At 70.1% G+C, this 14,344-nt stretch carries 13 protein-coding genes, 1 tRNA gene and 1 pseudogene; 1 reads left to right on the forward strand and 14 read right to left on the reverse strand.

Annotated features, from left to right (window positions below):
- Positions 1-29: 29 nt before the first annotated feature.
- From ABD708_RS16435 to hisS, 13 genes and pseudogenes are all read right to left on the reverse strand, one after another.
- Positions 30-1,310, reverse strand: coding sequence for a GAF domain-containing protein (locus ABD708_RS16435; RefSeq protein ID WP_344756432.1), 1,281 nt, complete (start codon positions 1,308-1,310; stop codon positions 30-32).
- Positions 1,311-1,485: 175 nt separating this feature from the next.
- Positions 1,486-1,815, reverse strand: coding sequence for a YciI family protein (locus ABD708_RS16440; RefSeq protein WP_344756434.1), 330 nt, complete (start codon positions 1,813-1,815; stop codon positions 1,486-1,488).
- A gap of 48 nt (positions 1,816-1,863) precedes the next feature.
- A complete protein-coding gene (locus ABD708_RS16445) occupies positions 1,864-3,213 on the reverse strand; it encodes a D-arabinono-1,4-lactone oxidase (protein ID WP_344756436.1) in 1,350 nt (449 codons plus the stop codon).
- A complete protein-coding gene (locus tag ABD708_RS16450; RefSeq protein ID WP_344756438.1) occupies positions 3,210-4,460 on the reverse strand; it encodes an alanine racemase in 1,251 nt (416 codons plus the stop codon). Before ABD708_RS16450 ends, ABD708_RS16445 begins: the two co-directional genes overlap by 4 nt.
- Positions 4,457-5,716, reverse strand: a complete 1,260-nt coding sequence (locus ABD708_RS16455; RefSeq protein WP_344756440.1) for an MFS transporter — start codon at positions 5,714-5,716, stop codon at positions 4,457-4,459. The genes ABD708_RS16450 and ABD708_RS16455 overlap by 4 nt, the downstream gene beginning before the upstream one ends.
- Positions 5,713-6,348 (reverse strand): TetR/AcrR family transcriptional regulator, encoded by a 636-nt coding sequence (locus ABD708_RS16460; RefSeq protein ID WP_344756442.1) that lies wholly within the window; start codon positions 6,346-6,348, stop codon positions 5,713-5,715. Before ABD708_RS16460 ends, ABD708_RS16455 begins: the two co-directional genes overlap by 4 nt.
- Positions 6,349-6,435: 87 nt before the next feature.
- Positions 6,436-6,509: transfer RNA gene (locus ABD708_RS16465), tRNA-Leu, on the reverse strand.
- Between the two features lie 77 nt (positions 6,510-6,586).
- Positions 6,587-8,089, reverse strand: coding sequence for an NAD(P)/FAD-dependent oxidoreductase (locus ABD708_RS16470; RefSeq protein ID WP_344756444.1), 1,503 nt, complete (start codon positions 8,087-8,089; stop codon positions 6,587-6,589).
- Positions 8,090-8,142: 53 nt separating this feature from the next.
- Entirely contained in the window at positions 8,143-8,658 is a 516-nt protein-coding gene (locus ABD708_RS16475) for a DUF501 domain-containing protein (RefSeq protein WP_344756446.1), read from the reverse strand.
- A gap of 26 nt (positions 8,659-8,684) precedes the next feature.
- Entirely contained in the window at positions 8,685-9,125 is a 441-nt protein-coding gene (locus ABD708_RS16480; RefSeq protein ID WP_344756448.1) for an FtsB family cell division protein, read from the reverse strand.
- A gap of 71 nt (positions 9,126-9,196) precedes the next feature.
- A complete protein-coding gene (gene eno / locus ABD708_RS16485; protein ID WP_344756450.1) occupies positions 9,197-10,477 on the reverse strand; it encodes a phosphopyruvate hydratase in 1,281 nt (426 codons plus the stop codon).
- A 69-nt stretch (positions 10,478-10,546) separates the two neighbouring features.
- Positions 10,547-10,708 (reverse strand): annotated as a pseudogene (locus ABD708_RS16490) (tyrosine-protein phosphatase); the annotation flags it as partial.
- A gap of 40 nt (positions 10,709-10,748) precedes the next feature.
- On the reverse strand, positions 10,749-12,026 hold the full coding sequence (hisS, locus tag ABD708_RS16495; RefSeq protein ID WP_344756452.1) for a histidine--tRNA ligase: 1,278 nt from the start codon (positions 12,024-12,026) through the stop codon (positions 10,749-10,751).
- A 106-nt stretch (positions 12,027-12,132) separates the two neighbouring features.
- On the opposite strand from hisS, the gene ABD708_RS16500 reads away from it, so the two are divergent.
- Entirely contained in the window at positions 12,133-13,533 is a 1,401-nt protein-coding gene (locus tag ABD708_RS16500) for an MDR family MFS transporter (RefSeq protein WP_344756455.1), read from the forward strand.
- 101 nt (positions 13,534-13,634) lie between these two features.
- On the opposite strand, the gene ABD708_RS16505 is transcribed toward ABD708_RS16500, so the two are convergent.
- Complete coding sequence (locus ABD708_RS16505) at positions 13,635-14,270, reverse strand: nucleoside triphosphate pyrophosphohydrolase (protein WP_344756457.1); 636 nt, start codon at positions 14,268-14,270, stop codon at positions 13,635-13,637.
- Between the last annotated feature and the right edge of the window lie 74 nt (positions 14,271-14,344).

Genomic DNA, 14,344 nt, shown 5'->3' on the forward strand with positions numbered 1-14,344 from the left:
AAGGAGGACGTTGCAACGCGTTGCGCCGGTCAGCGCTCGAGCACTTCGAGCCTCTCGACGACGGCCGCCCGTTTCGGCGAGTGCGGCGGCAGCTGGCGAAGCGCTTCGCGCAGCACGGCGACGTCCGTGGCGCCTTCCGGGGTCGCGGCGTATTGCAGGAGCACGTCGGCCGCGGCATCCGTCAGCAGCGCCTCCCTCAGGCGCCGCCGCAGCACCTCGCGAATGTCGGCGATGCCCGGGGCCGCGCTTCCCGGCAGCGGCGGGCCCGCGTAGGCGGCGAGCGCGACCCGGTGCGCGCCGCGGTCGAGCAGCGCCAGCACCTGATGCGCATCGAGCTCGAGCCGCTTCGACAGCCGATAGGGGTGCGCCTCGATCGTGAGCTCAGGAGCGGCCTGCGCGAGCAGGCGGCGCAGCCGGACGAGCTCGGCGCGCAGGGTCACCTCGGCCGCGCCCTCTGCATACGCGAGCTCCCGGAGCGCCTCGGACGAGAGGCCCTGCGGGTGCCAGGCGAGCAGGGCCAGGATCGTCGCGTGCCGGGTGCTCAGCGGGGTGATGCGGCCGCCGAGGTCGAGTTCGCCGGTGTCTCGGCCGAGAACGCGGAGGACCGGGGCGACCCCGACGGCTGAGGAGCGCGCAGCGCGTCTCGAAGCCTGCTGAGATGGTTTCGAGACACCGCGATGCGGCTCCTCAACCATCGGAGGTCTTTGCGCGAGCCGTTGAGCGAGCAGCTGGGACTCGGCCGCGGCCGCCGTCGCCTCGAGCAGCGGCAGGGTGAAGGGGGCGATGGCGCGGGCATCCCCCGTGATGTCGAGGACGCCGAGGATGCGGCGCGTCTCCGGATCGTGGATCGGGACGGCCGTGCAGCTCCAGCCGTGGACGATGGTGTCGAAATGATCGGTGTCATGGATCTGGATGCCGTGATCGAGCGTCAGCGCGGTTCCAGGAGCCGACGTGCCGACGCGGTCCTCCGCCCAGTTGGCGCCCGCGACGAAGAGCATGCGCTCAGCGCGCTGCCGCGCCGCGGCGTCACCCTCGACCCAGAGCAGCCGCCCGTTCTCGTCCCCCACCGCGACGAGCAGCCCCTCGCCGTCGACGTCGCGCACGAGCAGCCGCCGGATCAGCGGCATCACCGCGGCGAGACGGTGGCTGCTGCGGTAGTCCTCGAGGTCTGAGTCGAACTCGAGTGCCGGCAGCACGCTCTCGGGGTCGAGCCGGCGCTCGCGCGCACGACGCCAGGAGTCGAGCACGACGCCACGCGGGCCTCCGCGCCCGGGAAGCGCGAGCCACTCGCCGGCGTCATCGACCGTCATCGCCCACCTGCTCCACCGATCTTCTTCGACCGCCTGTCTTGCGCGCCATGCTACCTCGGGGTACGACGGACGGATGTCACGCGCCTAACTGCTCCAGACGGTCACCGCAGCGTCAGATCGACGTGTGCGCGGCACAGCGGTGACCGTCCAGCGCAGGTGAAGGGCGGCGGCCGACCTAGTGCTGGATGAGCGGGTGCACTTCGATCCGCGCGTGGGGCTCGTGCGTCTCGTAAAGGCCGGAGGCGCGGGCGACGGCCTCGTCGACGTCAGCCGCCTCGATCACATAGAAGCCGCCGAGCACCTCCTTGAACTCGGCGAACGGGCCGTCGGTGACGAGCGCGCCGCGAATGGTCTTCGCCATCTCCGGCGCATCGAGCTCGCCCGAGGCGAGCGCGCCGCCGGCCTGGAACGCGCGGTGCGCGGCATCCAGCTGCTCGAGCTGCGCCTCGGTGCGCTGCCCCCACTTCTCGTCGTCCCCATAGATCAGGATCAGGAATTCGGCCATGGTCGCCGCCTTTCAATCACGAGATGGTCGGAGTGCGGCATCCGTTCTCTACAGTCCGAGAACGCGATCGAGATACGGATTCCGGAACAGGCGCCCAGGGTCGAGGCGGTCGCGCACCGCGAGGAAGTCGGCGAAGCGGGGGTACGCATCGGCGAAATAGGCGGCGTCTCGCGTGTGCAGCTTGCCCCAGTGCGGGCGGCCGCCCGCCGCGACCATGATCTTCTCGACCTCGGTGAAGTACTCGAGCTGGTCGGGTCGCGTCTCGCGGTAGTAGCGGTGCACCGCGATGTAGCCGGTCTCGCGCCCGGAGGCGGTCGACAGCCAGTTGTCGTCAGCGGCCGCCGAGCGCACCTCGACGGGGAAGGAGATGCGCCAGCCGCGCCGCTCGATCAGCCGGTCGAGCTCACGCAGCGCGTCGGGCACCGCCGTGCGCGGCAGAGCGTACTCCATCTCGCGGAAGCGCACGGAGCGATTCGTGACGAAGACCTTGTGCGAGGCATCCGTGAAATCGCGGTTGCCGGTGAGCCGCTGTGCGAGCCGGTTGACGCTCGGGATCATCGCCGGCGTCACGGTCGCGAGCGCGCACAGCGCACGGTACAAGCCGTTCGCGGTCACCTCGTCGTCGAACCAGCGGCCCACGGGATTGAGCGGATGCCGGGGTGCGTCGCGCGGCAGCCGGGTGTTCGTCTTCGTCAGCGCATACTGCGTATGCGGGAACCAGTAGAACTCGAAGTGGTCTTCCCGCGCCGAGCGCTCGAGATAGCCGTCGAGCACCTCGGGCAGCGGCTCGGGCCGCTCGACCGCCTGCAGCGTGAACGCGGGCACGCACTGCAGGGTGAGATCGACGAGGATGCCGAGCGCGCCGAGGCCGAGCCGCGCGGCGGGCAGCAGCTCGGGGTTCTCGGTCTCGGAGATGCGCAGCAGCTCGCCCGCACCGGTGACGAGGGTGAAAGCGACGATCTGCGTCGCGAGCCCGCCGAAGGAGCCGCCCGTGCCGTGCGTGCCCGTGCTCGTCGCCCCGGCGATCGACTGCCGGTCGATGTCGCCCATGTTCTGCAGGGCGAGTCCGTAGGGCGCGAGCAGGCGCGGCAGCTGGTGCAGCCGGGTGCCGGCTGCCAGGGTGACGCGGGCGGATGCCTCGTCGACGGCGATCACGCCGGAGAGCCGGTCGAGCAGCAGCTGCACACCCTCGGCGACCGCGATACCCGTGAAGGAGTGTCCGGCGCCGATCGCCTTGATCGTGAGGCCCTGGTGCGCAGCGGCCTGCACGGCGCGCTGCACGGCCTCGGGGCTGTCGGGGGTCTCGACGCGGATAGGACGCACGGATTCCGTGCGAGACCAGTTGCGCCATTCCGCTGCGCGGAAGACGTTCGGACGAGGCGGCGCAGCGACGCTCACAGGAACGCCTTTCCCTCGCCGCGGTAGGTGGGGGTCGTGCCGACGACGCCCTGCTCCCCCACGAGCGCGAACTCGTTCAGGTGCTCGGAGAGCTCGCCCGACTTCGTGTGCCGGAGCCACACCCGGTCGCCCACGCGCAGCGCCTCGGCCGCGGCGCCCGACAGCGGCGTCTGCACCTCCCCCGCCATCTCGCGCGGGGCGAACTCGAGGCCTTCTGGCCACACCGGCCGCGGCATCCGATCGGCTCCGGGCGGGCCGGACGCGATCCAGCCGCCGCCGAGCACCGTCGCCGTCGCGCGCTTGGGCCGGCGCACGACCGACAGCGCGAACGCGGTCGCGGGCGCCGGCGCGAATCCGCGGTAGTTGTCGAAGAGGTGACCGCCGAACAGCCCGCTGCCGGCCGCGATCTCGGTGCACGACGGGTCCTCCGAGGTGAACTCGAGCGAGCCCGTTCCGCCGCCGTTCACGAACTCGAGCTCGGCGAGCTCACGCACCGCGGCGACGGCGAGCGCGCGCCGCTCGAGCAGCTCGGCCTTCGAGCGGCGCTGCATCCAGCGCACGGTCTGCGCGAATGCGGGCCGCCCGGCCGGGTCGTCGGCCTGCCCCGCGATCTGCGCCTCGTAGGACATCATGCCAACGAGGGCGAAGCCCGGCCGCCGGGCGACGTGCGCGGCGAGCGCGCGCGCCGCCGCGGGCGTGTGCACGGGCGAGCGCCACACGCCGATGTGACCGGCGGGACCGTCCCACGAGGCGTCGAGCTCAAGGGCGATGCGGATCGGCTCGCGCTCGGCGGGCGCGACGACGGCGTCGACAAGGTCGAGCTGCGCGACGGAGTCGACCATCAGGGTCACGCGCGCGGCGAGCTCCGGGTCGCGGGCGAGCCGGGCGATCGCGGCGCGCTCGGCGGTCGGATAGCCGACGACGACGTCGCGGATGCCGGTGCGATCGGGGCCGGCATCCGTCGCGAGCCACAGCGCCTCGCTCAGCGTGTACGCCAGCACCCCCTCGTAGCCGGGCAGTGCGAGCACGGCGTCGAGCACCTCGCGCACCCGCACCGACTTCGACGCGACGCGGATCGGCTTGCCGCCGGCCCGCCGCAGCATGTCGTGGGTGTTGTGGGCGAGCGCTCCGAGGTGGATGACGCCGTAGGGCGGGTCGAGCCGGCTCGTGGCATCCGTCAATCCCTGCCAGTATTCGGCGGGAGTGAGCCAGGGCTGCGCGGCGGGGGCCGCCGAAAGGTCGATCATGCGACGCTCCTCACGCGTGCGACGGCGAACGCCCCGCCGAGGGCGGCGAGGCCGGCGAGGATGAACAGGCCGGTGAATCCGCCCAGCCAGAAGACCACGATGCCGCCGAGCAGCGGGCCGAACGCCTGCGGGATGGCCCAGGCGATGTTCATGATGCCGAGGTCCTTGCCGCGGCTCTCGGGGTCAGGAAGCACCTGCGTCGCGAGCGCCTGATCGACCGCGAGGAAGCAGCCGTAGCCGAGGCCGAGCAGCGCGGCGCCGACGTAGGTCATCGGCATCGAGGGGAAGGCGGCGAGCAGCACCGCCGCCAGCGCCTGCACCACGCTTGCGACGAAGACGAACAGCTTGCGGCGCTGCAGGCGATCGGATGCCCGACCGAGCACGAGCGACGCGATGATCACGAACACCATGTAGACGAGGACGATCGGGATGAGGTCGTCTTCGGCATTGCGGTCGTGCAGTCCGAACTCGAGGAAGTAGAGCAGCAGGCCCGTGCCGAGTGCGTTGCCGAGGTTGACGAGCACGCGCGAGAGCAGGGTCCAGCCGAAGTCGGGGTGGGCCTTGGGCGAGATCCACAGCGAGCCGACGATGTGGCGGGGCGTGAGCGGCGGCAGGCCGCGGGAGATGTGCCGCGGGTCGGGGATGACGAGCAGGAACGGGGCGACGAGCACGAGGAGCGCGACCGCCGCAAGCGCGTAGCCGCCGAAGGCACCGAGCCCGAGGATCGTCACGAGCACGAGGCCGAGGATCACGCCGATCGCCTGCGGGGCGCTCATCCACCCGGAGACGTAGCCGCGCTGGCCGACCGGCACCTGGTCGGAGATCATCGCGGTGAGCGCGGCCGTCAGCACGCAGAAGCCCGTGAGAGTGAGCGCCCAGAAGACCGCGATGCCTGCCATGGTCGTCTGCGCGCCGAGGGCAAAGAGCGCGAGGGCGAACAGCAGCGCGCCGCCCGCGACCCACGGGCGGCGGCGGCCGAAACGGCTCGCGGTGCGGTCGCTGAGAGCACCCGTAAGCGGGTAGGCGACGATCGCGCACAACCCGGCGATGCCCGAGACGACACCGAACCACAGCACGTTGTCGACCCAGTAGCCGCTGTGCAGCTCGGTCTCGATCTGCGCAGGAAGCAGCAGCTGGATCGGCGTGAGCTGCGCCAGCCACACCCCGAGCCACGCCGTGGCGAACAGCGCGATCCACCGACCGGGCACCGGGGTGAGCGGCTCGGTGCGGCTCGGTGCCGCCGTGGTCTCGCTCATGATGCGGCGCCCTGCGTGCCCGCCGCCACGGGCGCGGCGGCGTGCGCCTCCACCGCGCGCGCCGCTGATCGCGCGAGCGCGAGCGCCTCGGTGTCGTCGCGACGCACGAGCCACGAGATCGTCATGCCGTCGGCGAGGGCGACGACCATGCGGGCCACCTCGACCAGCGGCGTATTCCAGCGCCATCCGGTGCGCCCGGCCGCCGCCTCGAGCGCCATCTGCACGAGCTCGGTGTAGCGCTCGTATTGCAGCCGGGCGAGGTGCGCGGTGCGCTCGTCGCGCAGCGCGTACTGGGTCAGCTCGAGCATCGCGCGCTCCCGCTCGGGCTCGGCCTTGACCGAGTCGAGGTAGCGCTGGAGCCCGGCGTAGACGAGGTCGCCGAGTGCGGCATCCGTCACGTCCGAACCCAACAGCGGCGCGATCGCGCGATACTCCTCGTTCACCGCGCGCTGTACGAGCTCGGCCATGAGCTCGTCATGCGAGGCGAAGACGTAGTGGAAGCTCGCGAGCGGCATACCCGCCTCGGCGACGATCGCCCGGGTGGTCGCCCCCGCGATGCCGTCACGCGCGACCACGCGCAGGGCGGCCGCGATGAGCGCCTCGCGCCGCTCATTGGCGGGTATGTGGGCCAACGGATGCCTCCCTTGAGGTGGACTGGGACATTTGTCCCAGTTGGAGAGAGCATATGGGCTGGCGCGCCGATGTCAATGCTGCGCGGGTACCCCCGGCCGGGCTCGAACCGGCACTTGGCCGATTTTAAGTCGGCTGCCTCTGCCAATTGGGCTACGGGGGCGTGTCTGAATCAGGCTAGACGGCGAATCGGGCCCGCCCCGAAGGACGAGCCCGATTCTGCTAGCAAAAAACGGATGCCTACTCGGCAGGCGTCTCGGCCTTCTCGGTCTCCGCAGCCTCTGCCTCTGCAGCCTTCTGCGCAGCGGTCTTGCGCGGCGCGCGCTTCGGCGCAGCCGGGGCGGCGTCCGCCGCGGGCGCGGAAGTCTCAGCGTCGGCAGCCGCGGGCGCAGCCGGCGCCTCGACCGCGGGGGCGGCGGGCTTCGGACGCGACGCGAACTCCTCGAAGTTGGCGCGCGGCTGCTGCACGAGCGCGAGCGTCTCGAAGTCGCGACCAAGCAGGAAGTTGCCGATCCAGCCGAAGATCACGCGCCACTTGCGCTCCCACGTCGGCATCGCGAGGCCGTGGTAGCCGCGGTGCGCGAGCCAGGCGATGTAGCCCTTGAGCGCGAAGTTGCCCGACTGGAACACACCGTCGTTGAGGCCGAGGCCGGCGACGGCGCCCAGGCTCTTGTGGATGTAGTCGACGGGCTCCTCGCCGCGGAGCACCGCGATGAGGTTCTTGGCGAGGCGCTTGGCCTGGCGGACGGCGTGCTGAGCATTCGGCACGCAGAAGCCGCCGACGCCCTTGCCGGTCAGGTCGGGCACAGCCGCCACATCACCCGCGGACCAGGCGCCCTCGATGACGTCGCCGTCGGCGTCGATGACGCGCAGCGACGCATTGGTCGTGATGCGGCCGCGCGCCTCAATCGGCAGGTCGGTGTTGCGGGTCACAACGGGGTTCGCCATGACGCCGGCGGTCCAGACGATGAGGTCGGACTCGAAGACATCGCCGTTGGACAGCTCGATGCGCCCGCCCTCTGCGCTCTTGAGCTGGGTGTCGAGGTGGATCGGAGCGCCGCGCTCGGCGAGGCGGTTGACGACCCAGTGGCTGGTCTCCAGCGACACCTCGGGCATGATGCGGCCCATCGCCTCGACGAGGTGGAACTTCGTCTCTTCGAAGTCGATCTCGGGGTACACCTTGAGCAGCGCCGAGGCGACCGAGCGCAGCTCGCCGTACGCCTCGATGCCGGCGAAGCCGCCGCCCACGACGGTGACGGTCAGCAGGCGCTCGCGGCGCGGGTCGCCCTTGGGCAGCATCGCCGCCTTGTCGAAGTTGGTGATGAGGCGATCGCGCACGCCGACGGCCTCTTCGATGTTCTTGAGGCCGTAGGCCAGGTCCGCAACACCCGGGATCGGGAAGGTGCGGCTCACCGCACCCGCCGTGACGACGACCTGGTCGTACTCGAGGTCGAAGGGCTCGCCCACGAGCGGGGTGACGGTGACCTTCTTCTCGGCGTTGTTGATGTACGTCGCGCGGCCGGAGATCAGCTTGGTCGTCTTGAGGTGGCGGCGGTGGTTGACGACCGCGTAGCGCGGGTCGATGGAGCCCGCGGCGACCTCGGGGAGGAAGGGCTGGTACGTCATGTAGGGCAGCGGATCGATCAGAGTGACCTCTGCCTCGCCCTTACGAAGGGATTTCTCCAGCTTCCACGCGGTGTAAAAACCGGCGTAGCCACCGCCGACAATCAGGATCTTGGGCACAGTTCAGCGACTCCTCGGAGGACAAAGTGTGCCTCTAGCCTACAGGCGGCCGATCAGACGCCGTAATCGGCGCATTCGCAGACAGCAGGGGACCAATTCCCACGTTGCAGGGCCAGATCGCCGATCGGGTTGACCCCTGGGCCGGCGGCGAGAGCGTGCGCCGCGAGGGCGTGCAGGCACTTCACGCGGGCGGGCATGCCCCCTGCGGAGAATCCCCTGATCTCCTCGACGACCTCGATCGACTCGCGATCGGCGAGGTATGCCTCGTGAGCCTTCTGATAGGCGGCCTGCACCTCGGCATCCGTCGCCAAGAGGTCCTGCAGTTCGACCATGACGTGCTCTGCCTCGAGCCGGGACATCGCCGCGGTGGCAGCCGGGTGGCTCAGGTAGTACAGCGTGGGGAAGGGCGTGCCGGAGCCGGGCAGACGCGGTGCCGTCGCGACGACCGTCGGGTTGCCGCAGGCGCAGCGCGCGGCGATGCCGAGCACCCCGCGGGCGGGCCGGCCGAGCTGCGCCGAGACGATGGCGATGTCACGGTCGCCGGCGGGCTCGAACGGAGGAGTGGTCATCGGCCCATTCTCTCAGGGGTGCACGCTCAGTGCTTCGCGGCCGCCGCCGGCTTCTCGAGGATCGACCGCAGCAGCGTCGCCGACCAGTCGCCGTCCTGCTGCTGCACTTTCGTGCTGACCTTCTTCGGCGCTGTCTGCGGTGCAGGCGGCAGGTCGTCGATGATCAGGTAGCTCGTCTCCCCCGGCATCACGTAGAGCAGCCGGTCGCGCGCCTGCGCCTTGATGTAGTCGGGGTCGTCCCAGTCCTTGATCTGGGTGTTGAGCTTGTCGACCTCGGCCTTCTGCGCCGCGTTCTGCTGCTGCAGTTTCGAGATCTGCTGCTGCTGGGTCGCGTACATGCGGATCGTCGGCGCGAGCACGAGCACCGCGAGCACGATCACGCCGAACATGACGACCGCGAACCAGGAGAATCGGATGCCGCGCAGCCAGCCCCGCGCGTTGACGGTGTTGGGACGGGCGGTCGACATGATCCCGAGCGTAGGCGAGGCACAGAAGCGCGCCGCCCCACTCGGACGGCGCGCCTCCTGAAAGAACCCTCTTACTTGCCGAAGCGGGGGAACGCCTTCGCGCCGGCGAAGATCGCGGCGTCGCCGAGCTCCTCCTCGATGCGCAGCAGCTGGTTGTACTTCGCGACGCGCTCGCTGCGGGCGGGGGCGCCGCTCTTGATCTGGCCCGAGTTCACGGCGACGACCAGGTCGGCGATCGTGGTGTCCTCGGTCTCGCCCGAGCGGTGCGAGAACATCGTGGTGTAGCCGGCGCGGTGCGCGAGCTCGACGGCGTCGAGCGTCTCGGTCAGCGTGCCGATCTGGTTCACCTTGACGAGCAGCGAGTTGGCGACGCCGAGGTCGATGCCCTTCGCGAGCCGGGTCGGGTTGGTGACGAACAGGTCGTCGCCGACGAGCTGCACCTTGCCGCCGAGCGCCTCGGTGAAGGCCTTCCAGTTGTCCCAGTCGTCCTCGGCGAGGGCATCCTCGATCGTCACGATGGGGAAGTCGTTCACGAGTCCCTCGAAGTAGCCGATGAGCTGCTCCGCCGTCCAGTCCTTGCCCTCGACCTTGTAGACGCCGTCCGAGAAGAACTCGGTCGCGGCCACGTCGAGGCCGACGGCGATGTCGGTGCCGGGGGTGAAGCCGGCCTTCTCGATCGCCTTGATGAGGAAGTCGAGTCCCTCGCGGTTGCTGGGCAGGTCGGGGGCGAAGCCGCCCTCATCGCCGAGGCCGGTCGAGAAGCCCGCCGCCTTCAGCTCGCCCTTGAGGACGTGGTAGGTCTCGGCACCCCAGCGCAGCGACTCCGCGAAGCTCTCGGCGCCGATCGGCGCGAGGAAGTACTCCTGGAAGTCGATGCCGTTGTCGGCGTGCTCGCCGCCGTTGATGACGTTGAACAGCGGGACGGGCAGGACGTGCGCGTTCGGGCCGCCGACGTACTGATAGAGCGGCAGGTCGACCGAGTCGGCTGCGGCGCGAGCGACGGCGAGCGAGACGCCGAGGATCGCGTTGGCGCCGAGGCTCGACTTGTTGTCGCTGCCGTCTGCCTCGATCAGGGTGGCGTCGATGACGCGCTGCTCGGTGGCCTCGACGCCCTCGATGGCCGGCCCGAGCACGTCGAGCACGGCATCGACGGCCTTGGTCACGCCCTTGCCGAGGTAGCGGCCCTTGTCGCCGTCACGCAGCTCGTACGCCTCGAACGCGCCGGTGGATGCACCGGACGGGACAGCGGCGCGGGACACGGTCCCGTCGTCGAGCAGCACCTCGACCTCGACGGTCGGGTTGCCGCGGGAATCCAGGATCTCGCGAGCGCCAACGGCCTCGATAGCAGCCACAGTGTTCTCCTTCTGCTGGGGTTCGGTTCAACTTTAGTGAGGGGCGGGGTGGCGCAGGAAAGCAGGACTTCAGCCGTTACCCGGAAGTTTTTCGCCAATACGACCGGTGCGGACACCGGCTTCGAAGAGCTGCTGCCAACCGGCATCCGTCACCCGATCCACATTCTCCGAACGGAGGAACACGCCGCTCGGCGTCCGGGAGCCGTCGCGGCGGCGCAGGCCGCCGAGGTCGCGAACGTTGACAGGTCAGTCGACGGCGAGCCCCGCTTGGTCACGACAACGGGCGGAACTCGAGCTCGGCGACCGACGCAGCGTCGGCGTTCACGTTGGCGACGGAGCCGTAGCCGGATTCCGCGGCGCGCGCCAGCAGCGCCTTGACGTTCTTGGTGCGCTTCTCGAGACGCACCCGCTTGCCGTCGGCGACGAGCGCCGTCTGAAGCGTGATCAAGGTCGCGGGGGGAACGTCCTTGTCGTGCAGCAGCACGACGGCGTCGCGGGCGGCGGCCTCGTCGTCGGGAAGGAGGTCGACGATGCGCTCGAATCCGATCGAGAAGCCCGCGGCCGGGGCATCCGTGCCCGCGAATCGCCCGATCATGCCGTCGTAACGCCCGCCGCCGCCGAGCGACGAGCTGAACTCGGGGTGCTGGATCTCGAAGATCGCGCCCGTGTAGTAGCCCATGCCGCGCACCAGGTTGTGCGAGAAGATCAGCGGCACGTCGGGGGCCGCCGCCTTCACCGCGTCGCGGATCTCGCGCAGCTGCGCATAGGCGTCCGCGTCGAGCCAGGCCGGTGCGTTCTCGCCCACGAGGTTCCAGCCGTCGTCGGCGAGCTCGGCCAGATCGGCACGGGCCTGGTCGGCGAGCTCTGGCGCGAGCAGCTCGAGGGCGACGAGCTCGGCGACCACGCCGTCGACGCCGATCTTGTCCTCTTTGTCGATCGTGATGAGGGCGCGATCGGCCTGCTTCGGCCCGATCCGCCACGACGCGATCAGGTGCTTCAGGATCGCGCGGTGGTTGATGCGGATGCGGCAGCCGGCCAGCCCCAGGGCGGTGAGCGTCGCGGCGGTCGCGGTGATCAGCTCGACCTCGGCCAGGATGCCGGGCTCGCCGATGATGTCGATGTCGCACTGCACGAACTGGCGGTAGCGGCCCTTCTGCGGACGCTCGGCGCGCCAGACCGGCGCGATCTGGATGGATTTGAAGACGCCCGGAAGCTTGGCGCGGTTGGTCGCGTAGAAGCGCGCGAGCGGCACGGTCAGGTCGAAGCGCAGGCCCAGGTCGGTGAGGGCGGACAGATCGCCGGATGCCGCAGCCGCACTCACATCGTCGGTGTCGAGCCCTCGCTTGAGGATGCCGAAGGCGAGCTTCTCGTTGTCGCCGCCGAGGCCCGAATGCAGCCGGGCGGAGTCCTCGACGACCGGCGTCTCGATCTCCTCGAATCCGCGGGCCGCGTACTGCGAGCGAATGATGGAGAGGAGACGCTCGCGCTTCGCCTTCTCAGCCGGAAGGAAGTCGCGCATGCCACGAGGCGGGTTCACGTCTTGGGCCATAAGGCAATCCTGCCATTGGACGGGAATACCCCAGGAGCGACGATGGCTTGTAGTTCATATGCCTGAACGATCTTCCGGGGTCGGGCTGCGCTCAGAACGCGGTCCGGTGCTTCTCTCTCAAATGCTCGCGACAGGCCTCGTCGCACTCGACTCCACGATCATCGCGACCGCCTCGACGTCGATCGCGAAGGATCTCGGGCACTTCCAGCAGCTGCCCTGGCTCTTTTCCGTCTACCTGCTCGCGCAGGCCGTCGTCGTGCCGATCTACGGGCGGCTCGCCGACGTGCTCGGTCGCAAGAACACCCTGCTGTTCGGCGTCGCGCTGTTCGTGCTCGGCTCGATCCTGTGCGGCGCCGCCTGGTCGATGCCGGTGCTGATCGGCGCCCGCGTGATCCAGGGACTCGGCGCCGGCGCCGTCATGCCCGTGTCGATGACGATCACCGCCGACCTGTACACGCTGCAGGAGCGCGCCAAGGTGCAGGGCTACCTCGCCTCGGTGTGGGCGATCGCCTCGGTCGTCGGGCCGACGCTCGGCGGCGTGTTCGCCCAACTCGGCATCTGGCGCTGGATCTTCTGGATCAACATCCCCCTCGGCACCGTCGCCGTGTTCATGCTGTGGCGCTCGTACCACGAGAAGCGTGCGGCCTCCGAGCGGGAGCCGATCGACTACCTCGGTGCGGTGCTGCTCGCCGGCGGCACCACGCTGCTGCTGCTCGGCCTGCTCGAAGGCGGCCAGGCATGGGCGTGGGGCTCCGCGCTCGGCATCGGGATCTTCATCCTGGCTGCGGCGCTGATCGCCGGCTTCGTGTACGTCGAACTGCGGGTGGAGCATCCGATCTTCTCCCTCGCGCTGCTGAAGCGCCGGGTCGTCGCCGCGTCCACCATCGCCTCGCTCATGATCGGCGTCGTCGTGCTGGGCCTGTCGACGTACGTGCCGATCTACGCGCAGAACGTGCTCGGTTTCGGCGCTCTCATCGCCGGCCTCGCCCTCGCCGCGCTCACGATCGGCTGGCCTGCGGCCGCGTCGCAGGCGGGGCGCCTGTACCTGCGCTGGGGCTTCCGGGTCACCTCGGTGATCGGCTCGCTGCTCGTCGTGCTGGGCGCAGGGCTGACGCTCATGCTGCGCGAGCACTCGTCGATCTGGCTGGTCGCGCTGTTCTGCTTCATCATCGGAGCGGGCATGGGATTCACCGCCGTGCCGTCGCTGATCGCGGCCCAGTCGTCGGCCGAGTACCACGAGCGCGGCGCCGTCACCGGGACCAACATGTTCGCCCGCTCGATGGGCTCGGCGATCGGCGTCGCGATCTTCGGCGCCGTCGTGAACTCCCGCGTGACGCTGACGGCGGCGGGGGTCCCCGAGGGGCCGGGGCTCGCGCACGCCATGCACCTCGTCTACACGGCGATCTTCGTCGTGGCGATCGTGCTGCTCGTGTCGGTGCTCTTCCTGCCTGGTCATCGCCGCCGCGAGGCGGAGCAGACCGGCACAGGCGCCGCGGTCGCCGCGTAGCGCGCCACGTGCTCGCGTGCGCTACTCAAATCCCGGGTGCGCTACTCGGATCCGAGTAGCGCAATACGGATCGCAGTAGCGCACGCGGCGGGGCGGCGAGCTCATCGAGCAGGCTCCGCCGCCGCGACCTCTGCGGCGAGAGTGCGCACCCGGGCGCGGAGGGCACGCTCGGCGTCGAGGCCCTGGGCGCGGGCCGCGGCGACGATGGCGAGGAGCTGGTCGCCAAGCTCCTCCTCGTTCGAGAAGAGCTGCGGTGCGGCATCCGTCTCGACTCCCACGGACGCGGCGCGGCCGATCGTCTTGTCAGCCAGCGCGAGCGCCGGCAGGGAGCGGGGGATGCCGTCGAGCACGCTCTTCCGATCATGTTTCTCGGCCTTCTTGGCGGCCGTCCAGAGGCGCACGACGTCCTCGGGGGTCTCGGCGACCGCACCGGCGAAGACGTGCGGATGCCTGCGGACCATCTTGTCGCGCACGTTCGCCGCGACGTCCTGCACATCGAAGCCCTCGGCCTCGGTGCGGTGTGCGATCTCGGCGTGGAAGACCACCTGCCAGAGCACGTCGCCGAGTTCTTCGAGCAGGTCGTCCCGCGTGCCGGACTCGATCGCCTCGACGAGCTCGTAGCTCTCCTCGATGAGGTAGGGCACGAGGCTCTCGTGGGTCTCGCGCTGACTCCACACACAGCGGTCGAGGACCTCGGACATGGCGGCGGCGAAGGCGTCGAGCTGGCTCTCGGTCATCCAGCCAGTATCGCCGCGTGTGGAAACGCCACGCGCAGCATCGCCGAATTATGGGGCACAGCCGTTCCTCATAA

The sequence above is a fragment of the Gryllotalpicola koreensis genome (assembly GCF_039538185.1).
In the GTDB taxonomy this organism is placed as follows: domain Bacteria; phylum Actinomycetota; class Actinomycetes; order Actinomycetales; family Microbacteriaceae; genus Gryllotalpicola; species Gryllotalpicola koreensis.

Excerpts from the sequence above, each read along its gene's own strand:
- ABD708_RS16435 (WP_344756432.1), bottom strand. The coding sequence starts at position 1,310 with ATGACGGTCGATGACGCCGGCGAGTGGCTCGCGCTTCCCGGGCGCGGA.
- ABD708_RS16440 (WP_344756434.1), bottom strand. The coding sequence starts at position 1,815 with ATGGCCGAATTCCTGATCCTGATCTATGGGGACGACGAGAAGTGGGGG.
- ABD708_RS16450 (WP_344756438.1), bottom strand. The coding sequence starts at position 4,460 with ATGATCGACCTTTCGGCGGCCCCCGCCGCGCAGCCCTGGCTCACTCCC.
- ABD708_RS16455 (WP_344756440.1), bottom strand. The coding sequence starts at position 5,716 with ATGAGCGAGACCACGGCGGCACCGAGCCGCACCGAGCCGCTCACCCCG.
- ABD708_RS16475 (WP_344756446.1), bottom strand. The coding sequence starts at position 8,658 with ATGACCACTCCTCCGTTCGAGCCCGCCGGCGACCGTGACATCGCCATC.
- ABD708_RS16480 (WP_344756448.1), bottom strand. The coding sequence starts at position 9,125 with ATGTCGACCGCCCGTCCCAACACCGTCAACGCGCGGGGCTGGCTGCGC.
- hisS (WP_344756452.1), bottom strand. The coding sequence starts at position 12,026 with ATGGCCCAAGACGTGAACCCGCCTCGTGGCATGCGCGACTTCCTTCCG.
- ABD708_RS16505 (WP_344756457.1), bottom strand. The coding sequence starts at position 14,270 with ATGACCGAGAGCCAGCTCGACGCCTTCGCCGCCGCCATGTCCGAGGTC.